This is a genomic window from Gracilibacillus suaedae, assembly GCF_017599345.1.
In the GTDB taxonomy this organism is placed as follows: Bacteria; Bacillota; Bacilli; order Bacillales; family Amphibacillaceae; genus Gracilibacillus; species Gracilibacillus suaedae.
On sequence record NZ_JAGFVL010000029.1, the window covers coordinates 37,718 to 60,386 of the forward strand.

Annotated in this window: 18 protein-coding genes and 1 riboswitch; of the genes, 15 read left to right on the forward strand and 3 right to left on the reverse strand. The window is 38.3% G+C overall.

Annotation, left to right across the window (positions count from 1 at the left end; translation table 11 throughout):
- The first annotated feature begins 9 nt into the window (after window positions 1-9).
- From acsA to J5J03_RS07290, 12 genes are all read left to right on the forward strand, one after another.
- The gene (gene acsA, locus J5J03_RS07235; protein WP_208588033.1) at window positions 10-1,698 is read left to right on the forward strand and encodes an acetate--CoA ligase; all 1,689 of its coding nucleotides are present in this window, start codon (window positions 10-12) and stop codon (window positions 1,696-1,698) included.
- Between the two features lie 79 nt (window positions 1,699-1,777).
- Window positions 1,778-1,885, forward strand: a riboswitch (SAM riboswitch).
- Between the two features lie 77 nt (window positions 1,886-1,962).
- Window positions 1,963-2,880, forward strand: a complete 918-nt coding sequence (locus J5J03_RS07240; protein ID WP_208588035.1) for an alpha-hydroxy-acid oxidizing protein — start codon at window positions 1,963-1,965, stop codon at window positions 2,878-2,880.
- An 85-nt stretch (window positions 2,881-2,965) separates the two neighbouring features.
- The gene (locus tag J5J03_RS07245) at window positions 2,966-3,928 is read left to right on the forward strand and encodes an L-lactate dehydrogenase (RefSeq protein ID WP_208588037.1); all 963 of its coding nucleotides are present in this window, start codon (window positions 2,966-2,968) and stop codon (window positions 3,926-3,928) included.
- A 389-nt stretch (window positions 3,929-4,317) separates the two neighbouring features.
- Window positions 4,318-4,572: a glutaredoxin family protein gene (locus tag J5J03_RS07250; protein WP_208588040.1), complete on the forward strand. Its 255-nt coding sequence runs from the start codon at window positions 4,318-4,320 to the stop codon at window positions 4,570-4,572.
- A gap of 118 nt (window positions 4,573-4,690) precedes the next feature.
- Window positions 4,691-5,719 carry a sugar-binding transcriptional regulator gene (locus tag J5J03_RS07255; RefSeq protein ID WP_269435798.1) on the forward strand — a complete coding sequence of 343 codons (1,029 nt, stop codon included), beginning with the start codon at window positions 4,691-4,693 and terminating at the stop codon, window positions 5,717-5,719.
- A 38-nt stretch (window positions 5,720-5,757) separates the two neighbouring features.
- Window positions 5,758-6,765, forward strand: coding sequence for a type I glyceraldehyde-3-phosphate dehydrogenase (gap, locus tag J5J03_RS07260; protein ID WP_208588050.1), 1,008 nt, complete (start codon window positions 5,758-5,760; stop codon window positions 6,763-6,765).
- A gap of 150 nt (window positions 6,766-6,915) precedes the next feature.
- Complete coding sequence (locus J5J03_RS07265) at window positions 6,916-8,097, forward strand: phosphoglycerate kinase (protein ID WP_208588052.1); 1,182 nt, start codon at window positions 6,916-6,918, stop codon at window positions 8,095-8,097.
- A 20-nt stretch (window positions 8,098-8,117) separates the two neighbouring features.
- Window positions 8,118-8,876 (forward strand): triose-phosphate isomerase, encoded by a 759-nt coding sequence (gene tpiA / locus J5J03_RS07270; protein WP_208588054.1) that lies wholly within the window; start codon window positions 8,118-8,120, stop codon window positions 8,874-8,876.
- Window positions 8,873-10,411 carry a 2,3-bisphosphoglycerate-independent phosphoglycerate mutase gene (gpmI, locus tag J5J03_RS07275; protein WP_208588056.1) on the forward strand — a complete coding sequence of 513 codons (1,539 nt, stop codon included), beginning with the start codon at window positions 8,873-8,875 and terminating at the stop codon, window positions 10,409-10,411. Before tpiA ends, gpmI begins: the two co-directional genes overlap by 4 nt.
- A gap of 24 nt (window positions 10,412-10,435) precedes the next feature.
- Window positions 10,436-11,722 carry a phosphopyruvate hydratase gene (gene eno / locus J5J03_RS07280; protein ID WP_208588058.1) on the forward strand — a complete coding sequence of 429 codons (1,287 nt, stop codon included), beginning with the start codon at window positions 10,436-10,438 and terminating at the stop codon, window positions 11,720-11,722.
- A gap of 400 nt (window positions 11,723-12,122) precedes the next feature.
- A complete protein-coding gene (locus tag J5J03_RS07285; RefSeq protein ID WP_208588060.1) occupies window positions 12,123-13,142 on the forward strand; it encodes an ABC transporter substrate-binding protein in 1,020 nt (339 codons plus the stop codon).
- Between the two features lie 6 nt (window positions 13,143-13,148).
- Window positions 13,149-15,182 carry an iron ABC transporter permease gene (locus J5J03_RS07290; protein WP_208588062.1) on the forward strand — a complete coding sequence of 678 codons (2,034 nt, stop codon included), beginning with the start codon at window positions 13,149-13,151 and terminating at the stop codon, window positions 15,180-15,182.
- A 226-nt stretch (window positions 15,183-15,408) separates the two neighbouring features.
- On the opposite strand, the gene ptsP is transcribed toward J5J03_RS07290, so the two are convergent.
- The 3 genes from ptsP to J5J03_RS07305 form a co-directional block, all read right to left on the reverse strand.
- The gene (gene ptsP, locus J5J03_RS07295; protein ID WP_208588064.1) at window positions 15,409-17,124 is read right to left on the reverse strand and encodes a phosphoenolpyruvate--protein phosphotransferase; all 1,716 of its coding nucleotides are present in this window, start codon (window positions 17,122-17,124) and stop codon (window positions 15,409-15,411) included.
- 7 nt (window positions 17,125-17,131) lie between these two features.
- Window positions 17,132-17,401, reverse strand: a complete 270-nt coding sequence (locus J5J03_RS07300; RefSeq protein WP_208588073.1) for a phosphocarrier protein HPr — start codon at window positions 17,399-17,401, stop codon at window positions 17,132-17,134.
- A gap of 102 nt (window positions 17,402-17,503) precedes the next feature.
- Window positions 17,504-18,451: an alpha/beta hydrolase gene (locus J5J03_RS07305; RefSeq protein WP_208588075.1), complete on the reverse strand. Its 948-nt coding sequence runs from the start codon at window positions 18,449-18,451 to the stop codon at window positions 17,504-17,506.
- A 398-nt stretch (window positions 18,452-18,849) separates the two neighbouring features.
- On the opposite strand from J5J03_RS07305, the gene secG reads away from it, so the two are divergent.
- The 3 genes from secG to rnr all read left to right on the forward strand — a co-directional run bounded on the left by secG (window position 18,850) and on the right by rnr (window position 22,531).
- Window positions 18,850-19,080, forward strand: a complete 231-nt coding sequence (gene secG / locus J5J03_RS07310; RefSeq protein WP_018930939.1) for a preprotein translocase subunit SecG — start codon at window positions 18,850-18,852, stop codon at window positions 19,078-19,080.
- 343 nt (window positions 19,081-19,423) lie between these two features.
- On the forward strand, window positions 19,424-20,167 hold the full coding sequence (locus tag J5J03_RS07315; RefSeq protein WP_208588082.1) for an alpha/beta hydrolase: 744 nt from the start codon (window positions 19,424-19,426) through the stop codon (window positions 20,165-20,167).
- Window positions 20,168-20,251: 84 nt separating this feature from the next.
- The gene (rnr, locus tag J5J03_RS07320) at window positions 20,252-22,531 is read left to right on the forward strand and encodes a ribonuclease R (RefSeq protein ID WP_208588085.1); all 2,280 of its coding nucleotides are present in this window, start codon (window positions 20,252-20,254) and stop codon (window positions 22,529-22,531) included.
- Window positions 22,532-22,669: the final 138 nt, after the last annotated feature.

Genomic DNA, 22,669 nt, shown 5'->3' on the forward strand with positions numbered 1-22,669 from the left:
GAACATCAGATGACGCAACATGCAACAACACACATTGCAACAATAGAAGGCGATTATAATCTTAGCAACTATGAGGAAAAAAGAGCAAATTTTGATTGGTCAGATGCAAAAGCATTATTATCTGCTGCGAAGACAGGAAAGATAAATGCAGCATATGAAACCATTGGTCGTCACGTAGCAGAGGGATATGGAGATAAGATTGCTCTCCATTATATTAATGAGAACGAAAGGCGATCGTACACGTTTAAAGAAATAAAGGATCAAACTGACCATTATGCTCGCATATTAAAAGAGCATGGAGTAACGAAAGGGGATCGTGTCTTTGTATTTCTTCCTAAAACACCTGAATGCTATATTGCGATATTAGCAGCTATTAAAGTAGGGGCAATTGCTGGTCCTTTATTTGAAGCATTTATGGAAGAAGCAGTGAGAGACCGTATCAATGATTGTGCTGGTACTTTGCTGATTACTGATCAGGAGTTAGTCAAACGTGTACCGAAGACGGATATTCCTTCACTAGAAACGATTCTTTTTGTGGAGGATATCGAGAAAGAACCGTTACAACCTGTTGATGGTGATCAGTATGTGGAGTGGGTAGACTGGGAGGATGGTTTAATCATCCATTATACAAGTGGCTCTACTGGTAAACCAAAAGGCGTACTACATGCTCATCGTGCAGTACAACATCATATCGTGACAGGAAAATGGGTACTAGATATTAAAGATGATGATGTTTATTGGTGTACGTCACACCCAGGCTGGGTAACAGGCAGTGTATATGGCTTGTTTGCTCCACTATTGAATAGAGCAACTGTTGTGATCCAAGGTGGACGCTTCAGTGCAGAGAATTGGTATTCCTTAATTGAGGAATTAGGAGTAACGATTTGGTATAGTGCACCGACAGCTTTCCGTATGCTCCTGTCAAAAGGTGACCTCTATAAACAATATGATTTATCTTCTGTACGGCATGTCTTAAGTGTAGGGGAACCTTTAAACCCTGAAGTAATCCAATGGGCATGGAACAGTTTACATGTTCGTATCCATGATACATGGTGGATGACAGAGACAGGTGGGCATTTAATTGTCAACCTTCCTGCTGAAAAAATTAAACCCGGTTCCATGGGGAGACCTTTTCCTGGCGTACAGGTGGGTATTTTGGATGAAGAAGGTAATGAACTACCTCACGGTGAAGTTGGACAACTAGCGGTACGTACACCTTGGCCAGGACTTATGAAAGAAATTTGGGGAAACCAAGATAAGTTCCAATCTTATTTCCAATATGAGGGCTGGTATATTTCAGGAGATCTAGCATTACAGGATGAGGAAGGATATGTCTTCTTCCAAGGGCGAAATGACGATATGATCAATTCTGCTGGTGAGCGTATTGGTCCCTTTGAAGTGGAAAGTAAGTTAATCGAACACCCCGCTGTAGAAGAAGCTGGTGTTATCGGTAAACCGGATGAATTACGCGGGGAATTAGTCAAAGCCTTTATTACGTTAAGAGCAGGCTATCGACAATCAGATCAATTACTAGAAGACATTCGAATATATGTGAGAAAAAATCTTTCCGCACATGCTGCTCCTAGAGAAATTGAAGTAATGGATGAATTACCAAAAACCAAGATCAGCGGAAAGATTTTAAGAAGACAATTAAAAGCACTAGAAATCGAAAGAGCTAAGAAAGTGAGATTTTCATAAGTGGGAATCCCCACTTACGGTTAGCAAAACTTATCAAGGTTATAACCGTGATAAAATTAAAAACTAAAACATATAGATACTCTTATGAAGAGCGGTGGAGGGACTGGCCTGATGAAACCCGGCAACCTTAAGCTATTAATGCTTAAAAGGTGCTAAATCCTGCAAACTTTAGTTTGAAAAATAAGAGGGAGATAATAGCTTTAGTCTCTCTTGTTTATCAAGAGGGGCTTTTTTGTTTCCCTAAATTATTAGGAGGCATATAACATGGTAAAAACAAAAGTGAAGGGAAATTTTATAGCTGATTTAGAGGAAGTAGCTGAAAAACAATTATCTGAAACAGCTAAATTATATTTAGATCAAGTAACATCCAAGAAAGGAAATGCTACATCATTTATACTTAATAGTAATTCACCATCTAAACTGAAAATTTCTCCTCTATTGTTAGGTGCGGTTGGTGCGCAGACATATTTTCATGAAGATGGAGAACTAGCAACGGCCAAAGCTGCCAGTAAGCAGGGGGTACCTTTTATTGTTAGCAGTCATTCATCCTATAGCATTGAAGAAATTAGTGATGCTGTTCCAGATAGTGAACTTTGGTTCCAAGCTCACATTTTTCAAGATTTAGAACTTACTAAACATTTTGTCCAGCGTGCCGAATTAGCCGGTTATCAGGCAATTATTTTGTCCATAGCTAAAGATGAAATTCATTGGAAAGCAGATCAATTAGTGAAAGGAACTACCAATTTTGTTGTCGATCCAATTTTTGCCAAGAAAAATTATGCGAATAAAAGCCCGCTGGCAGAACAGGTGGCAAATGAATATCAAAAACGGTACATTAATTGGGAAGAGATTCAATATATAAAACAGTTTACGACATTACCAATCTTTGTTTATGGAGACTTGTCATTAGATGATGTTCGTTCAAGTATAGAACAGCAAGTTGATGGGATTATTTTGTCCAATATTAATGAGTCTAATCTTGATTTACTGGAACAGATCAATATAATAATAAGTGAAAGGTTAACCGTTGTTGTAGAGGCGGAAGTGAAGTTGAAAGATGAATTAAACCACTATTTACAACAAGGTGCTGATGCAATTTCGATACGAAAAAGTTATATTTATGGATTATCGACTTCGGGTGTTTTAGGCGCAGAAGAAGTCATTGCTCAATTATTCACATAATTTTCAGATATCATTGTTTCATAAGTAGCAAAAATGGGATATAGTATAACTATATCCCATTTTTCGATGGAAGGAATGGTTATTTGTGACAATACGCAAAACAAAATTAAGAAAAGTAGTCATTATTGGAACAGGTTTAGTCGGTACTAGTTATGCTTATGCGTTATTAAATCAAGGCGTTGTCAATGAATTAGTCCTAATTGATTTGGATCAAGCGAAAGCGGAAGGAGAAGCACGTGATTTGAATCATGGCATGGCATTTGGTAATCCGATGCGTATTAAAGCAGGTGATTATGAAGAATGCCATAATGCAGATTTAGTTGTCATTACAGCAGGTGCCAATCAAAAACCGGGTGAAACTAGATTGGATCTTGTCACGAAAAATGCCAAAATATTTAAAGGTATTGTCGAGAAAGTCATGGGCGTTGACTTCCAAGGTATTTTTGTTGTAGCTACCAATCCGGTTGATATTTTAACACATCTGACAAGGGAAATTTCAGGTTTATCGAAGGAACGTGTCATTGGTTCTGGAACGATTCTGGACACTGCGCGTTTCCGTTATTTATTAGGAGAACACTTTGAGGTCGACCCACGAAATGTACATGCTTATATCATTGGTGAACACGGTGATTCAGAATTGCCGGTATGGAGTCATGTGCAAATTGGTGGTGTACCTTTAACTCAATATGCAGGTATCGATAACTTTTATCAAAATGAAGCCATGACAGAGATATTTGAGAATGTACGAGATGCGGCATATCATATCATTGAACGAAAAGGAGCAACCTATTACGGGATCGGCCTAGGGTTAGTTCGATTAACAAAAGCCATATTAAATAATGAAAATGCGATTTTAACTGTTTCCGCAAAATTAGAGGGACAATACGGATTGAATGATCTCTATCTAGGTGTGCCAGTACTGCTAAACGAAAACGGCATCCGTGAAGTAATCGAATTAGAACTGACAGAAAAAGAAAAACAACAACTTCACCAATCATCAGAAGTGATTCAAGAAATGATCGACACAGGAACGAAAGCAATAAAATAAAACTATGATCGGTAGGGGCTTACAGCCGATTAGCACCGTGATAATGTAGCCATAGATTCAAACTGGAATACGGACTGAGTGCGGACATTTGTTCCGTTATTTATGACAAAATGGTCGTTTTTAGGCTATATGTGGACAACTATTCCGCTATTGATCGAAAATTGTGCTCATGTAAGCTGAAATGAACTGAATAAGGGATTCAATGTCCGCCAACATCAAAAAAAACTACGTTATTCCACCAAATAACGTACTAAATGTCCGCTCAACAAACTCGGTGTGGGGTCCTCACTGATCATTAGTTTTCTCGTGATACTTGAAGAGTGGGACATACAGACGTTTCGTTCAGCAGGTTTTGTTGAGGTTTGTAATCAAGTCAAAGGGTGAGAATGATGAAATTAAAACTTTATGGAAAAGAAAATTGTAGTCTTTGTGATCAAGCAAAAGTGACGCTGGAAATGTTGCAACAAGACTATTTATTTGAAATTGAAGAAATTAATATTTATAATGATGATGTACTGCTAGAAGCTTATCATCTCATGATCCCTGTCATTCAACATGAAGACACGATTGTCGATAGTGAACTAATCGACATGGAAAAGATCGAAAACTATCTAAAGAAGAAAAATAATTCAGAAAATAGTTGAGAGATGTTAAGCCATTTGATACAATAATTTATGGAAGTTATTTTTTTGTTCTAAGTGGGACGAAATGCGACTAGGAGGGACAAAAATTCCCCGGAAAATGATAAAGGAGCGTTTCCGATTGAAAGATTTATTAGATATTCAAGAAAAATTGTACCCGGATTTACTCGATATCATGCAGAAACGATATAAAATACTTCATTACATACAAATGATGCAACCAATCGGACGCCGTAGCTTAGCTGACAATATCAAACTAAAAGAACGAGTTGTTCGTAGTGAAATTGAGTTTTTAAGCAAGCATGGGTTTATAATGGTAACCTCTAAAGGGATGCAGGTTACGGATGAAGGGGACACGATTATTGAGAAGTTATCGTCATTTATGAATGAAATTTCCGAATTTCGTGTTTTAGAATCTCAAATTAAGGATAAATTACAATTGGAGCATGTCATTATCGTATCGGGGAATAGTGATACACAACCATCTGTTAAGCAGGATATGGGAAAAGCGTGTGTGCAGTTTTTAAGTTCCATATTAACTTCCAATCAAACAATAGCAGTTACAGGTGGCACATCGATGGCGGAAGTAGCCAATCAGATGAAGCCGTTAGAACATGCTGCGAATTGTACGTTTGTCCCAGCAAGAGGCGGTTTAGGAGAGCAAGTGGAAAATCAAGCTAACACCATTTGTGCCCAGATGGCTAAAAAAGCAAATGGTAATTATCGCATGTTATATGTGCCTGATCCGTTAAGTGAGGAAACATACCATTCAATTATTGAAGAACCAGCTATTAAGGATATTTTAGAAATGATTCATGATACTAAAATAGTCTTACACAGTATTGGTGACGCATTTACGATGGCAAAGCGCCGTAAAGCTTCTGATCAAGTATTAAATAAATTAAGAAGTGGTAACGCTGTGAGTGAAGCCTTTGGCTACTACCTTGATGAGCAAGGGGAGGTCGTTTACAAGGTTCGCACTGTTGGTATGCAATTAGAGGAACTCGAACAAGCACAATATGTTATTGCTGTAGCCGGTGGTTCTTCGAAAGCAAAAGCCATTCAATCTTACTTCAAACAAGGGAAAAGTAATGTATTGATCACAGACGAAGCGGCAGCGCAGGAGTTGTTAAAGGGTTCATCCCTTTAAATATAAATTATAAAGGATACTTTAAGGAGGAATTAAGCATGGCAGTAAAAGTAGGTATTAATGGTTTTGGCCGTATCGGTCGTAACGTTTTTCGTCAAGCTTTAAAAAATGATGAGGTAGAAGTAGTAGCAGTTAACGACTTAACTGATGCGAATATGCTTGCACATCTACTTAAATATGACTCTGTACACGGAAAACTAGAAGAAGAAGTTTCTGTTAATGGAGATTCTCTAGTTGTAGGTGGCAAAGAAATTAAAGTTCTTTCTGAGCGTGACCCAGCTAACTTACCATGGGGTAACCTTGGAGTAGAAATCGCTGTTGAATCTACTGGTATCTTCACACAACGTGATGCAGCAGCTAAACATTTAGATGCTGGTGCGAAAAAAGTTATCATTTCTGCACCTGCAAAAGAAGAAGATATTACAGTAGTTATGGGTGTTAACGAAGATCAATACGATCCAGCTAACCACCATGTAATTTCTAACGCTTCTTGTACAACAAACTGTTTAGCTCCATATGCTAAAGTATTAAACGATAAATTCGGTCTAAAACGCGGTATGATGACTACTATTCACTCATATACTAACGACCAACAAATTCTAGATTTACCACACAAAGACTATCGTCGTGCTCGTGCAGCTTCTGAGAATATCATTCCAACAACTACTGGTGCTGCAAAAGCAGTATCTCTAGTACTACCTGAATTAGAAGGTAAATTAAATGGTATGGCAATGCGTGTACCTACTCCAGACGGTTCACTAGTTGACCTAGTTGCAGAACTAGATCAAGAAGTAACAGTTGAAGATGTAAATGGTGCATTAAAAGAAGCAGCAGACGGTCACTTGAAAGGTATCCTTGGATACTCTGATGAGCCACTAGTATCTGTTGACTATATCGGAAACACTAACTCTTCTACTATTGATGGACTTTCTACAATGGTAATGGAAGGTAACATGGTAAAAGTAGTATCTTGGTATGACAATGAAATGGGATACTCTAGTCGTGTAGTGGACTTAGCTGCATATCTTAAAAAACAAGGACTATAAGCGTAACAAATGAACGGGAGGGGGATTGATCCTCCTCCCGTTTTTGCCTGAAGTTCATACTAGGTTAAACTATTGGTGGTGGAATGTAAGTGTGTCCACACATCCCATCATCACATTGCAATATCCAAGTCCTTAAGGAGGTTCATACGAATGAACAAACAAACAATTAAAGACATTGACGTTAATGGTAAAAAGGTATTCTGCCGTGTTGACTTTAACGTGCCAATGAAAGACGGCGAAATTACAGATGACACACGTATTAAAGCAGCATTACCAACAATTAAATACTTATCAGAACAAGGTGCAAAGGTTATCCTTGCCAGTCACTTAGGTCGTCCGGGTGGAGAAGTAGTAGAAGAACTTCGCATGGATGCAGTTGCTAAACGTCTAAGCGACTTAAGTAACAAATCCGTTATTAAAACTGATGAAGTATATGGCGATGAAGTCAACCAAGCGGTTAGCCAACTAGGAGACGGTGACCTCTTGTTAATTGAAAATGTACGTTTTGAACCTGGTGAAACAAAAAATGACCCAGCTCTAGCAAAAGAATTCGCGAGCCTTGCAGACTACTTCGTAAACGATGCATTTGGTGCTGCACACCGTGCACATGCTTCAACAGCAGGTATTGCAGAACATATTCCATCTGCAGCAGGATTCCTTTTAGAAAGAGAATTAGAAGTATTGGGAAAAGCATTGTCTGATCCAGATCGTCCATTTACAGCAATTATCGGTGGTGCAAAAGTAAAAGATAAAATCGGTGTGATCGATAATTTATTAGATAAAGTTGATAATTTGATCATCGGTGGTGGTCTTGCCTATACGTTTGTTAAAGCATTAGGACATGAAATTGGTAAATCACTATTAGAAGAAGATAAAATTGAATTAGCAAAAGAGTATATGCAAAAAGCTAAAGAAAAAGGTGTAAATTTTGTTATGCCTGAAGATGTTATTGTTGCAGATGACTTTTCTAATGATGCGAATACGCAAATCGTTGATATTGATTCGATCCCAGCTGATTTAGAAGCATTGGATATCGGACCAAAAACCCGCGAAAAATATGCAGATATTGTTAGCGATTCTAAGCTTGTTATTTGGAACGGACCAATGGGTGTATTTGAATTAGAAACATTTGCTAATGGTACAAAAGCTGTCGCAGATGCACTAAGTAAAACAGAAGGTTATACTGTAATTGGTGGTGGAGATTCTGCAGCAGCAGTTGAGAAATTTAACTACGCAGAGCAAATGGACCACATCTCAACTGGTGGCGGTGCTTCCTTAGAATTTATGGAAGGTAAAGAACTGCCTGGTGTTAGTGTACTAACCGACAAGTAATCAAAGGAGAGGTGAAGAATATGCGTAAAAAAGTAATTGCAGGTAACTGGAAAATGAATAAACTACTAGGTGAAGCTGTACAATTTGTCGAAGATACCAAAGACAAAGTAGCTAGCAATGACAAGGTAGAATCTGTAGTTTGTGCACCTTTTCCTTACTTACCAACATTAGTAGAAAAAACAAAAGGAACCGACCTAGAGGTTGCAGCACAAAACATGCATTTTGAAGAAAGTGGGGCATTTACTGGCGAGGTAAGCCCAAGTATGCTTGCTGACATTGGTGTAACATACGTAGTGCTAGGACACTCTGAGCGTCGTGAAATGTTTGCTGAAACAGATGAAACAGTAAACAAAAAAGCTCATGCTGCCTTTGCTCATAACTTAGTACCAATTGTTTGTGTTGGTGAAACACTAGAACAACGTGAAGCAAATCAAACGATGACTGTTGTGGAAGAGCAAGTAAAAGCAGCACTTGCAGGACTTTCAGAAGGACAAGTGAAAGAAACGATTATTGCTTATGAGCCAATCTGGGCAATTGGAACAGGAAAAACAGCTACTTCTGAACAAGCTAATGAAGTATGTACCCATATCCGTAAAGTCGTAGCAGATGCGGTTTCTGCTGCAGCAGCTGATGCTGTTCGTATTCAATACGGTGGAAGTGTCAAACCAGCTAATGTGAACGAATTATTAGCACAATCTGATATCGATGGCGCATTAGTAGGTGGTGCAAGTCTTGAGGCTGATTCCTTCTTACAGTTAGTGGAGGCTGGTACAAAATGAGCCAGAATAAACTAGCAGCACTCATCATTCTTGATGGTTATGCATTAAGGGATGAAGAAAAAGGAAATGCAGTAAAACAAGCTAATACACCAAACTTTGATCGTTACTGGAACCAATATCCAACAAGTCAATTAACTGCCTGTGGTGAAGCGGTTGGCCTTCCAGAGGGACAGATGGGTAACTCAGAAGTTGGCCACCTAAATATTGGTGCCGGTCGTATCGTGTATCAAAGCTTAACTCGTGTTAACTTATCGATCAAAGATGGCGACTTTTTTGACAATCAAGTATTACTAAATGCAGTAGAACATGCGAAAAAGAATGATAAAGCACTCCACGTTTTCGGATTGTTGTCAGATGGTGGTGTACATAGTCATATTGAGCATATGTATGCAGTATTAAAGCTTGCTGCCGACAAAGGTCTTAAAAAAGTATATGTACATGCCTTTTTAGACGGTCGTGATGTCGATCAAAAATCAGCTAAAATCTATATTGAGCAAGCTTTAGAGAAAATGAAAGAATATGGTGTTGGAGAATTTGCCACAATTTCCGGACGCTATTATTCCATGGATCGTGACAAGCGTTGGGATCGTGTTAAAAAGTCTTACGATGCGATGGTATACGGAGAAGGCCCTAAATATACCGATCCATTCGAAGTTGTAGAAGATTCTTACAAAAATGAAATCTATGATGAATTCGTAATCCCGTCTGTCATTACAGATAAGAATGGGGAACCAAGAGCTACGATTCAGGATGAAGATGCGGTGATTTTCTATAATTTCCGTCCAGACCGTGCCATCCAAATATCACGTACGTTTGCAAATGAAGATTTCCGTGATTTTGACCGTGGCGACAAAGCACCAAAAAATATCCACTTCGTATGTCTCACAAACTTTAGTGAAACAGTCGACGGTTATGTAGCTTATGAACCAGTCAACTTAGATAATACAGTAGGAGAAGTTTTAGCACAAAATGATCTAAAACAACTACGTATTGCAGAAACGGAAAAGTATCCCCACGTTACCTTCTTCATGAGTGGGGGACGTGAGCAAGAGTTCCCTGGTGAAAAGCGTATACTGATCGATTCACCGAAAGTGGCAACATATGACTTGAAGCCAGAAATGAGTGCATATGAAGTTACAGATGCATTATTAGAAGAGTTAGATAAAGATGAACAAAATGCGATCATCTTAAACTTTGCTAACCCAGATATGGTCGGTCACTCAGGTATGCTGGAGCCGACAATTAAGGCAATCGAAACCGTTGATGAATGTCTAGGAAAAGTGGTTGACAAAATCATCGAAAAAGGTGGTCAAGCGATTATTACAGCAGACCATGGTAATTCAGACGAAGTAGTTACGCTTGATGGTGATCCGATGACTGCTCATACAACGAATCCGGTGCCAGTCATCGTGACAAAAGATGGTGTCGAGTTGCGTGAGGGTGGTATTTTAGCTGATCTGGCGCCTACATTATTAGATTTATTACAAGTAGAAAAACCAAAAGAGATGACAGGCGAAAGCCTTATTCAAAAATAATCTTAAAAAGGAGAGTTTTACATTATGCCTTACATTACAGATGTTTATGCACGCGAAGTATTAGATTCCCGTGGTAACCCAACAGTTGAAGTTGAAATCTTTACAGAATCAGGAGCATTCGGTTCTGCACTAGTTCCAAGTGGTGCTTCTACTGGTGAACATGAAGCAGTAGAATTACGTGATGGTGACAAAGACCGTTACCTAGGTAAAGGTGTATTAAAAGCAGTAGAGAACGTTAATGAAGTAATTGCACCTGAATTATTAGGTATCGATGTAACTCGTCAAGTTGTTATTGACCAACTATTATTAGAGCTTGATGGTACAGAAAACAAAGGAAAATTAGGTGCAAATGCAATTCTTGGTGTTTCAATGGCAGCAGCACACGCAGCAGCTGACTACCTAGGAGTACCTTTATACACTTACTTAGGCGGATTCAATGCCACTACACTTCCTACACCAATGATGAATATCCTTAACGGTGGAGAGCATGCTGATAACAACGTAGATATTCAAGAATTTATGATTATGCCTGTAGGTGCTCCAACATTCCGTGAAGCACTTCGTATGGGTGCAGAAGTATTCCACAGCTTGAAAAAAGTATTAAGTGGAAAAGGCTACAACACTGGTGTTGGTGATGAAGGTGGTTTCGCTCCAAACTTAAAATCTAACGAAGAAGCACTTTCTACAATCATTGAAGCAATCGAAGCTGCTGGTTACAAACCAGGTGAAGAAGTAAAGCTTGCAATGGACGTAGCGTCTTCTGAATTCTATGAAGATGGCAAGTACAACCTTAAAGGAGAAGGTGTTGTTCGTACTTCTGAAGAAATGGTTGGATGGTATGAAGAGATGATCAATAAATACCCAATCGTTTCTATTGAAGATGGTTTAGATGAAAACGACTGGGAAGGTCACAAGCTATTAACTGACCGTATCGGTGACCGTGTTCAATTAGTTGGAGACGACTTATTCGTTACAAACACAAAACGTCTTGCACAAGGTATCGATCAAGGTGTAGGTAACTCTATCCTTGTAAAAGTAAATCAAATCGGTACACTAACAGAAACTTTCGAAGCGATCGAAATGGCAAAACGAGCTGGTTACACAGCAGTTATCTCTCACCGTTCTGGTGAAACAGAAGATGCAACTATTGCAGATATCGCAGTTGCAACAAATGCTGGTCAAATCAAAACAGGTGCACCATCTCGTACAGACCGTGTTGCGAAATACAACCAACTACTTCGCATCGAAGACGAACTAGTAGGCACAGCAAAATACGCTGGAAAAACAGCATTCTACAACTTAAACAAATAAGCTATAGCATAATTAAAACAGCACCCCAATAGGAGGGTGCTGTTTTTCGTTATATGTAAAAATATATACCTCAGCGAGAAGATGTGTTGATGTGAACACAAATCCAAGAGGAGAACGAAAAGATTTGTGGAATAAATCAAGATAATCAACAAATCCAAGAGGAGAGCAAAGAGATTTGTTGAATAAACCAAGGTTTACAACAAATCCAACGTGAAGATAAGATTTAAAAGCTAGATAAACAAGCAAGTAAAAACAATGATTTTACCGATGACAACTAATTCTTTGATTAGCAGTTCTAATTCTACTTGACAGTTTACTGACGGAAGTGTAATATGAATATGTTATAAATGATAATCTTTTTCAATTAGAATAAATACATAAGAGAGGGGACAATCTTTTTATGAAAAAGGGACTATTACTATTAATGATAGGATTGCTCGTTAGTATCTTTGCTGTTGCTTGTGGAAGTGACAACAGTGAGACTGAAGAAGAGCAAAATCAAGAAGAAACAGATACAGAAGATGAAGCAGCAGCAGAGAGTGGTGCTATTACTGTCTCAGACATTGATGGAGAGCATACATTTGATGAAGTGCCTGAACGTATTGTTGTATTAGAGTGGGTTTATGCAGAAGATTTATTAGCGCTTGGTGTACAACCAGTTGGTATGGCTGATATTGAAGGATACCATTCATGGGTAAACATAGAAGCTGAATTAGGTGAAGAAGTAGAAGATGTAGGTACTCGCCAAGAGCCAAATTTGGAAGCTATACATGCATTAGATCCAGATGTTATTATAACTGCTAATTATCGTCATGAAGCGATTATGGACAGTTTAGAAGAGATTGCACCAACATTGGCCTATAATTCCTATCCTGAAGAAGAAGAAGGTACGCAATATGAAGAAATGGAAGCTACCTTCAAAGAAATGGCTAAACTTGTTCAAAAAGAAGAGCAAGCAGACGAAATTTTAACAGAGTTGGATCAAAGCTATCAGGATATCGAAGCAGAAATTGCTGAAGCAGGTATTGACAATACAGACTTTGTATTATCACAGGCATTTAGCTCTGATAGTTCTCCTGTTATTAGATTATTTAAAGATAATGCGATGGCAACAGAGATTATGACTAAAATCGGCTTGGACAATGCCTATCAGTCAGAAGGATTCCAAGTTTACGGTTTTGATGAAACTAGTGTAGAATCATTACAGACAGCCCAGGATGCTCATTTCTTCTATATTGTGCAGGAAGATGATAATGTATTTACCAATCAATTGGCAGGTAATCCTGCATGGGAAGAACTCTCATTTGTGAAAGAAGGTAGAACATATCAATTGCCAGGTGATACATGGACATTTGGTGGTCCATTATCTGCCGAAGTTTTTGCAAATCAGATTAAGGAAGCATTAATACAAGAGAAGTGATAATTGATGTCAAAACAGAGTTATATAGCAAGAGCGGTTCTGACCTTTGGGGGCGGAGCCGTCCTTTTGCTTTTCCTATTATTTATACATATGAATCAAGGTAGTGTCTCGATTGCACCCTCTGCTATTTTTAATGCGATTTTTAGGCCAGAAGATCAGTTGGAACACCATACCATTCGTTTTCTACGCATGCCACGAGCAGTTATTGGTATCTTGGCTGGTGGCGCTTTAGCAGTATCTGGAGTGCTTTTGCAAACGATAACGAAAAATCCGTTAGCATCTGCCAGTACTTTGGGGATACATTCTGGCTCTTATTTTGCGGTTGTATTTGCTAGTGTATTTATTTCTGCAACAAGTGGCTGGAGTGGCTTATTAGTTGCTTTTCTTGGCGGTATTTTAACAGCAGTCCTCGTATATACGTTGGCAGGAGTGGCCAATGCAAATCCTGTCAAAATGGTATTAGCGGGTATGGTTGTTACAATGATGTTCTCCGCTTTTACTTCGCTATTACAGATCTTTTTTGAGAATGAAACTGCTGGTCTATTTTTATGGGGAGCGGGTACACTGGTGCAAAACAACTGGCAAGGCGTACAATTTGCCTTACCTTTTATCATAATCGGACTCATTGGCTCTATATTGATTGCGAAATCATTAGACTTGTTTCAATTGGGAGAAGAAGTGGCGACTGGATTAGGACAAAAAGTACAACGAATAAGAATTATTACGGTAATAATTGCTGTTTTTCTTACCTCTGTAACCGTTAGTGTGGTGGGACCGATTGGGTTTGTCGGGTTGATTGCTCCTCATCTTATTAAATTATTAGGTTTTCAAAAGCATCATATAGTCATTTTAGCTTCTTTTTTATGGGGAGCTATTGTCTTAATAGGTGCGGATGTTCTTGCTAGAATATTAGATCCATCTTTTTCCGAGTTACCTGTAGGGGCTATTACAGCGTTTATCGGTGCACCATGGTTAATCTGGCTAATAATGAATAAACAAAACAAGAAATATAGTAGCAAGGATACAGGCATATTAGCAGGGCAAAATAATTCGCTAGCTATACAAAAATGGATAATTCTCTTTCTTAGTTTGGTCGCAGTGGCGGTACTATTTGTCGGTATTTCTACTGGAAACAACGGAATCCAATTAGTTCAAACCTTTCAGGCACTCTTTTTAAATAATGATGAATTTATTAAAAGTATGGTGCTAGATTTGCGGCTACCAAGGTTATTAGTTGCTGCAGCAAGTGGTGTGTTGTTAGCGATTAGTGGCTATATTTTTCAGGGAGTATTACGTAATCCATTAGCAGACCCATCTGTAATCGGTATTACATCAGGTGCTGGTGTTGGAGCGTTAATTTTCCTATATATTGGTTCTATTTCGGCCGTATGGGTTCCGTTAGGTGCGTTTATTGGTGCGCTTGTAGCCTTTATAGTTGTAATGGCGCTTGCTTATCGTGCGGAATTTCAGCCGACTTTGCTAGCATTACTTGGTATCGGTATCTCTGCGTTTGGATCAGCAGTGATTCAAATTATGGTAGTTCGTTCAGATATGGCAGTAGCTTCTGCATTAACTTGGTTATCTGGTACGACCTATGCGAAAAGTTGGACGGAACTAGTATATTATTTGGTTGGACCACTTCTTATTCTCGTTCCAATAGTCTATTTAGTCAGTGATCGGATTCATACATTGGCACTGGGAGATGATACAGCGAAAGGGTTAGGGTTATCGGTAATGAAGACGAGGTTTTATTTAGCCTTATTAGCTTCTGTTGTAGCGGCTGCAAGTGTTGCAACGGTTGGTACAATAGGGTTTGTTGGATTGATTGCACCGCATGTTGCCCGTTTGCTGTTAGGACCGGCTCACAAGCATTTGTTTTTTACTACAGCATTGTTAGGTGGTGTCACCCTTATGGTTGCTGACGTATTAAGTAGAACACTCTTAGTGCCAAAAGAAATCCCTTCAGGAATCATCGTGGCGATCATCGGAGCCCCTTATTTCCTATGGTTAATGAATCGATCAAATAAAGTGAGACTATGATCAGTGAGGGGCTTACAGACGGAATAGCATCAAAATGTAAATAAATAGCCTGTGGGCAGGGGAACGTCCGTTGATTTGCTGGGTACCCTTGCCCTCAGGCTAAATTATTGCAATCATAATTGTTTCATATTAAAATGTTGAATGAGTTTTCATGTATGCGCTTTATTACAAAAGCAAGAGTACACAGAAAAACGACCCAGAATAAATTCCGAGTCGTTTTGAGAGTTTATTGATTTGTTTTTTCTCGGACAAACGCTTCTACTTCGTCTGCTGTATCCATGCTGAGGAGCTGTTCCTTATAGGAAGCTAATTCTTCTTTTGATAGGTCTTTAATTTGTGTACGAGCAGGCAAAATTGACGTTGCACTCATACTAAATTCATCAAGACCTAATCCAAGTAGAATCGGAATTGCGATCGAATCACCAGCCATTTCTCCACACATTCCAGCCCATTTACCTTCTGCATGTGCTGCTTCAATCACATTGTTGACAAGGTTAAGGATTGCTGGGTGATATGGTTGGTATAAGTAGCTTACTCGTTCATTCATACGGTCAGCTGCTAATGTATACTGAATTAAGTCATTTGTTCCAATACTGAAAAAGTCAACTTCTTTCGCAAATTGACGAGCAATAACTGCAGTGGAAGGAATTTCAACCATAATACCAATTTCGATACTATCAGATACTTCGGTTCCTTCATTCGTCAAGTTTTCCTTTTCTTCCAGTAGGATGGCTTTCGCTTGACGGAATTCGTCCAGTGTTGCAATCATCGGGAACATAATTTTTAAATTTCCGTATGTACTTGCACGAAGTAATGCACGTAGTTGTGTACGGAAAATATCATCACGTTCTAGACAAAGACGAATAGCACGATAGCCAAGGAACGGGTTCATTTCTTCCGGTAATTCTAAATAGGGAAGTTCTTTATCTCCACCGATGTCGAGTGTACGAACGACTACAGGCTTGTCTCCCATTTGTTCCAATACCGATTTATAAGCTTCAAATTGCTCATCTTCTGTTGGAAGTTCATTTTTACCCATGTATAGGAATTCGGTACGATATAAACCTACACCTTCACCACCATTGTTGATAACACCTTCTACATCATTTGGTGTACCAATGTTAGCAACTAATTCAACATGTGTACCGTCTTTAGAAACAGTAGGTTCATCCTTCAGTTTAGCCCATTCTTGCTTTTGTTTTTCAAAATTCTCTTGTTTCTTTTGATATTCGTTAATTTCGTCTTCTGTTGGATTGATAATGACATCACCATCAATACCGTCAACAATTAAGATGTCGCCTTCTTTTGCTTGCTCTGTAATTGTCTTGGTTCCAACAACTGCTGGAATTTCTAAAGAGCGTGCCATAATAGCGGAGTGAGAAGTACGACCACCAATATTTGTTGTAAAACCTTGTACAAATTGTTTGTTTAATTGTGCAGTATCTGATGGAGTTAAGTCCTCAGCAATGACAATTACTTCTTCATCTATTAAGGCAGGATTTGGGAAGGAAACCGCTAATAAATGTGCCATTACTCGTTTCGTAACATCCTTGATATCTGCAGCACGTTCTCTCATGTATTCATTATCCATATTTTCGAACATGTCAATAAACATTTGTGCTGTTTCATCTAATGCAAATTCTGCATTGACTTGTTCTGACTCAATTTTATCCTTGATCGGATTAATGAGTTCAGGATCACCTAGTACTAGTAAATGAGCAGAAAAAATTTCCGCATGCTCGTCGCCTAAGGAGGTACGAGCATGCTCTTTGATTTTTTCCAATTCTGATTTAGAAATTTCCAACGCTTTCGTTAAACGTTCGACTTCAGTTGATGTATCATCTACTTTCTTTTTATCAAAAGAAAGGTCTGGAATAGCGAGTTTATACGCTTTTGCAATCGCTATTCCATTTGATGCTGCTATACCTGTTAATTGACTCATGTATGAATTACTCTCCTAGACCTTCTGATTTGATTACCTCAACCACTGCATCTAGTGCTTCTTGTTCATCAGAACCATCAGCAATGATTTTGATTTCAGCACCTTGAGGAATACCTAGAGACATAACACCCATAATAGATTTTAAGTTGATGGATTTCCCGTTATATTCTAAATTCATATCAGATGCAAAGCTACCTGCTTTATTCACTAGTACTGTTGCTGGACGTGCGTGAACTCCTGTTTCATCTGTGATTGTTACTGTTTTTTCTACTGCCATAAGAAAAACCTCCTAATAAAATTATATTTAGATAGTACTACAACCTAATTTTACTCTTTCTATAGGTTATATTTCAAGGAAAATTATAAAGTAACATGCTTATTATAAAGATTGTGTTAAGTTGTGACAAGTCATTTGCTCTTCAATCCATGTGACAATATCGTGAAATATCTCTGTTTTGTTGGTTTCATTTAAAATTTCGTGTCTTCCATTCTCATATAAATGATAGTCAACATGTTCCAAACCTAAAGAACGGTAAAATGCAACTGCTTTTAGTACACCTTGTCCATATTGTCCAACAGGGTCTTCTTTTCCGCTTACAAAATATAAAGGAATACCTTTTGGAATGGTATCGGTCGTATCCTTAGATTGAATTAATTGTAATCCAGTATACAAATCGTAGAAAAATTGGTTGCTCGGTATAAAACCACACCATTTATCTTGTTGATATTTTTCTACTTCATTTTGATCTGAACATATCCAATCAAAAGCCGTTTGATTATCCGTATTTTTGTTATAGCCGAAAAAGGTAAGTTTATTCATTAATTTAGCTTCTGTTTTCTTTCCTTTGAGGTGACCGACTACTTTTGTGAGTTGTTTGGCGATTTTTAATAAACTGTTTGGTTGGAATCCTGTACCAACGAGAATAACTCCTGCTAAGTGTTCAGGTGCTAACATGAGATATCTTCTACTAATAAAGGATCCCATACTGTGTCCTAGGAGGAAAATAGGGATTCGTGGATGTTTTATTTCAATCATCTCAGTCAATTCGATGCAATCTTGTACGACACGGTCAAACCCGTTTTCCTCAGCAAAATAGCCAAGTGCGTTTACATTAGTACCAGTTTGACCATGTCCACGATGATCATGTCCATAGACAGTAAATCCATGTGACGCTAAGAATGTTGCAAAGGACTGGTATCGTTCGATATGTTCCACCATGCCATGAGCAATTTGAATAATTGCTTTTGGTGAAGAACTGCTTTGCCAGCGCTTAACGAAAAGTTCATGATCATCAGTCGTACGAAACCAAAAAGAATCAGCCTTCATCTTGTTCACGCTCCTTTTCTATAGCTGGTTCGATAAATTCGAGTGGAATGCGGACATTTAGTACGTTATTTGTGACAAAATTACCGTTTTTAGGGTGCATGCGGACATCTATTCCGCTATTGATTGAAAATAACGCAAATTAAGCCGAAATGAAACGAATAAAGGATTAAATGTCCACCAACAGTGAAAAAGGGTAATTATTTCAGCAAGTAACGTACTAAATGTCCGCTTACAAACATTATTGCCTAGAGAGATACAATCGCCGTTTGTTGCTTTTACTATTTCATATTCTATCTTATCATATCACTAGGGGATAATTAGTAGAAACTTCTTGCTATTTGATATACTTTTTGCTACATTGTAGATATGTATTTGTACGTCTAAGGGGGGTTTGCAACATGTTAACCGTTGCAATGACTTTGTTAATTATTGATGCCATCGTATTAATCGTATTTGTATTATTACAGTCCGGTAAGAGTGCAGGACTATCTGGAGCTATTTCAGGTGGCGCTGAGCAATTATTTGGTAAGCAAAAAGCAAGAGGTGTCGATGCAGTGTTACACCGTGGGACAGTCATCACGGGTGTACTACTATTTGTTCTTACTTTTGCTATTGCTTATCTATTATAATCAATAAAAGGACAAATTAATATAGCATCAATAAAACATCCTTTGCAAAAATGCAGAGGATGTTTTTGTTTCAAAGCTAAGAAAGTATAAAGTTTGGGTATCTGTCCACGCAAGCGCCAGAAACTAGGCGACTTCACGAATTGCCTACGATAAGTCATCATCGGTTCGCTTTTTACCGTGATTTCTTTATCTCAGTTAATTCGCTCCAGTCGCTACGTTCTTTAGCGGGCGCTCTGTGCTTTTCTTTAACATAAAAAGAATGTGAAAAAGATTAAAGGGAAATATACATTAATAGGATGTAGGCAGTCCGACTGTCTTGCTTTATGAAAGGAGTCTACATAGAATGAAGATGAAAAAACCAGAACCATTTATGTTTGAAGGAGACGAACGTGCGGTATTATTATTACATGGTTTTACTGGTCATTCAGCAGATATGAGAATGCTTGGAAGATATTTAAATGGTGAAGGCTATACCTGTTATGCACCGATCTATCGAGGCCATGGCAAGTCTCCGGAAGAATTAATAGGTGTTACTGCTGAAGAATGGTGGGAAGATGTTCAACAAGCTTATCAACATCTTAAAGATAATGGCCATCAAAAAATTGCAGTTATAGGTTTATCGCTTGGAGGAGTATTAGCGTTACGGCTAGCAGGGAATACACCACTGCAAGGAGTAGTAACGATGTGTTCTCCGATGTACTTTGACAATGAGCAGCAATTAACGATCGGTTTCCGGAAATTTGCGAAAGAGTATAAACAATTAGAAGGAAAAGATGATGAAAAAATCGAAGAAGAAGTAGAGCAATTATTAGAAGAGTCCAAAGAACTTTTTCGAGAAATTGAAACGTCGATTACACGTGTTAAGGAAAATGTAGATATGATTTACACGCCGACTTTCGTAGTACAAGCAACAAACGATGAAATGATTAATCCGGAAAGTGCGAATTATATTTATGAAAATGTAGAATCTGATAATAAGCAGATTAAATGGTATGAGAATGCAGGACATGCAATTACATTTAGCAAGGATAAAGAACAATTACATGAAGATGTGGCTACATTTTTAGAATCACTGGACTGGTCATAGCCATACGATAAGAAAAACAACTGGAACTAGACATCTCTGTATATACTTCGTTGTAAAGCAGAAAATAGAGAAAGAGGTGACGATATGGAATCATTACAACAACAAATACTAAACTTTTTTAATGAAAATGCTACAAAGCCTCTGTCGGTACAGGAAATAGAAGAGGTTTTAGAATTGGAAGACGCGGATCAATTTACAGAATTAATGAAAGCTTTAAACGCTCTGGAGGAATCAGGTGAACTTATCCGAACACGAAAAAATCGTTATGGCTTACCGGAGAAAATGAATTTAATTCGTGGAACGATTCAAATGCATGCGAAAGGGTTTGCCTTCTTAATCCCAGAGGATGAAGGAATGGAAGATGTTTATATTAATCATGCCGACTTAGCATCTGCTATGAATGGAGATAAGGTTTTTGTCCGTGTCGATCGACGTGATGATGACGGAAAAAGAGCAGAAGGTGTCGTCGTAAGGATTATAGAACGTTTTACGAAGGAAATTATCGGTACGTATGAAGATAATGGTGCATTTGGTTTTGTAATAGCAGACGATAAACGAATACCAAATGATATCTTTGTACCGAAAGGAGAAACAAAAGGTGCTGTAGATGGACACAAAGTGATTGTAGAAATTACTAAATATCCTGAAGGGAGAATGAGTGCTGAAGGAAGTGTGGTGGAAATCCTTGGGCATAAGAATGATCCTGGTATGGATATTTTATCGATCATCTATAAAAATGGTATATCGATCGATTTTCCACCAGAAGTACTAGAACAAGCGGAAAATATTTCCGAGGAAATAAGCGAAGAAGATGTACAAGGGCGTCGTGACTTAAGAGATGAAACAATTGTTACCATTGATGGAGCAGATGCGAAGGATTTAGATGATGCGGTAACAGTTAAAAGGCTAGACAATGGTAATTATAAATTAGGAGTCTATATTGCCGACGTGACTCATTATGTAAAAGAAGATTCGCCTATTGATAAGGAAGCGTTTGAGCGGGGTACAAGTGTCTATCTAGTTGACCGAGTTATTCCAATGATCCCACACCGTTTATCTAATGGTATTTGCTCATTAAATCCACAGATTGATCGTCTTGTATTAGGATGTGATATGGAAATTAGTTCGAAAGGTGAAGTAGTCAATCACGAGATATTCCAGGCAGTCATTAAAACAAAAGAAAGAATGACTTATAAAGCGGTCAATCAAATATTAGTGGATAATGATCAGGAAATGATCGATCGTTATGAAGCATTAGTGCCTATGTTTAAGGATATGGAAGATTTAGCCGAGATATTACGAGGAAAACGATTTGGGCGTGGTGCAATTGACTTTGATTTTAAAGAAGCACAAGTATTAGTGAACGGAGAAGGAAAAGCTCAGGACGTTGTGATTCGAGAGCGTTCAGTAGGGGAACGTTTAATTGAAGAGTTTATGCTATGTGCCAATGAAACAATAGCAGAGCATTTTCACTGGATGGATGTTCCTTTTATTCATCGTATTCATGAAGATCCAGACCCATCTAAATTGCAAACATTCTTTGAATTTATCGCAAGGTTTGGTTATGTCGTGAAAGGAACTTCGAATGAAATTCATCCGCAAGCATTACAAAATGTTCTAGACGAAGTAGCGGGAACAGAGGAAGATATGATTATTTCCAAACTGATGTTACGTTCGATGAAACAAGCGAAATATGATCCACAGGGGATCGGACATTTTGGGTTAGCAACCGAGTTTTATACCCATTTCACTTCACCGATCCGACGATATCCTGACTTAATTGTTCATCGCTTGATCAGGACTTATCTTATCGAAAACAAATTAGATGAACAAACAAGACAACGCTGGAAAGATAAGATGCCAGTCATTGCCAAACAAGCCTCATTAAAAGAAAGAGCTGCAGTGGATGCTGAACGTGAAGTAGATGACTTGAAAAAGGCAGAATACATGCAAGATAAGATAGGTGAAGAGTATGAAGGAGTCATTAGTTCTGTTACAAACTTTGGTCTGTTTGTAGAACTGCCAAATACTGTGGAAGGTCTTGTGCATGTAAGCTATTTAACTGATGATTATTATCATTTTGACGAGCGGGCTTACGCAATGATCGGAGAAAGAACCGGTAATGTATTTCAAGTAGGTGATGCAATCACGATAAAAGTTGCTCAAGTCAATCTAGATGAACGAGCTGTTGACTTTGAAATTGTTGGGATGTTGCCGAGAAAAAAGAAGTCTTCTAAAGAAGGAAAAGTCATCAATGCCAAGCGTGGTAATGGTGAATTAAAGAAGACAGCAAAAAAATCCCAAAAATCAGGAGCAAATGGCAAGAAAAAGAAAAAAGCACGTAAAAAGAAGAAAAATAAATAATTAACTTTACCGATGCAGCTGGGACCTTGCTTATTCCAGCTGCTGAAGGGTTGTGAAAGGATCAACCTTTCTTAGAAAATTTCAACTAACCATTCGCACGTTTCTCGATTTTTTGTTAAAATAGGCTTTACGTAGCAA

Coding starts and splice junctions, on each gene's coding strand:
- secG (WP_018930939.1), top strand. CDS start 18,850: ATGTTAACCGTTGCAATGACTTTGTTAATTATTGATGCCATCGTATTA.
- J5J03_RS07315 (WP_208588082.1), top strand. CDS start 19,424: ATGAAGATGAAAAAACCAGAACCATTTATGTTTGAAGGAGACGAACGT.
- J5J03_RS07250 (WP_208588040.1), top strand. CDS start 4,318: ATGAAATTAAAACTTTATGGAAAAGAAAATTGTAGTCTTTGTGATCAA.
- tpiA (WP_208588054.1), top strand. CDS start 8,118: ATGCGTAAAAAAGTAATTGCAGGTAACTGGAAAATGAATAAACTACTA.
- gap (WP_208588050.1), top strand. CDS start 5,758: ATGGCAGTAAAAGTAGGTATTAATGGTTTTGGCCGTATCGGTCGTAAC.
- J5J03_RS07290 (WP_208588062.1), top strand. CDS start 13,149: ATGTCAAAACAGAGTTATATAGCAAGAGCGGTTCTGACCTTTGGGGGC.
- J5J03_RS07240 (WP_208588035.1), top strand. CDS start 1,963: ATGGTAAAAACAAAAGTGAAGGGAAATTTTATAGCTGATTTAGAGGAA.
- J5J03_RS07285 (WP_208588060.1), top strand. CDS start 12,123: ATGAAAAAGGGACTATTACTATTAATGATAGGATTGCTCGTTAGTATC.
- ptsP (WP_208588064.1), bottom strand. CDS start 17,124: ATGAGTCAATTAACAGGTATAGCAGCATCAAATGGAATAGCGATTGCA.
- J5J03_RS07305 (WP_208588075.1), bottom strand. CDS start 18,451: ATGAAGGCTGATTCTTTTTGGTTTCGTACGACTGATGATCATGAACTT.
- gpmI (WP_208588056.1), top strand. CDS start 8,873: ATGAGCCAGAATAAACTAGCAGCACTCATCATTCTTGATGGTTATGCA.
- eno (WP_208588058.1), top strand. CDS start 10,436: ATGCCTTACATTACAGATGTTTATGCACGCGAAGTATTAGATTCCCGT.
- J5J03_RS07265 (WP_208588052.1), top strand. CDS start 6,916: ATGAACAAACAAACAATTAAAGACATTGACGTTAATGGTAAAAAGGTA.
- rnr (WP_208588085.1), top strand. CDS start 20,252: ATGGAATCATTACAACAACAAATACTAAACTTTTTTAATGAAAATGCT.
- J5J03_RS07300 (WP_208588073.1), bottom strand. CDS start 17,401: ATGGCAGTAGAAAAAACAGTAACAATCACAGATGAAACAGGAGTTCAC.
- acsA (WP_208588033.1), top strand. CDS start 10: ATGACGCAACATGCAACAACACACATTGCAACAATAGAAGGCGATTAT.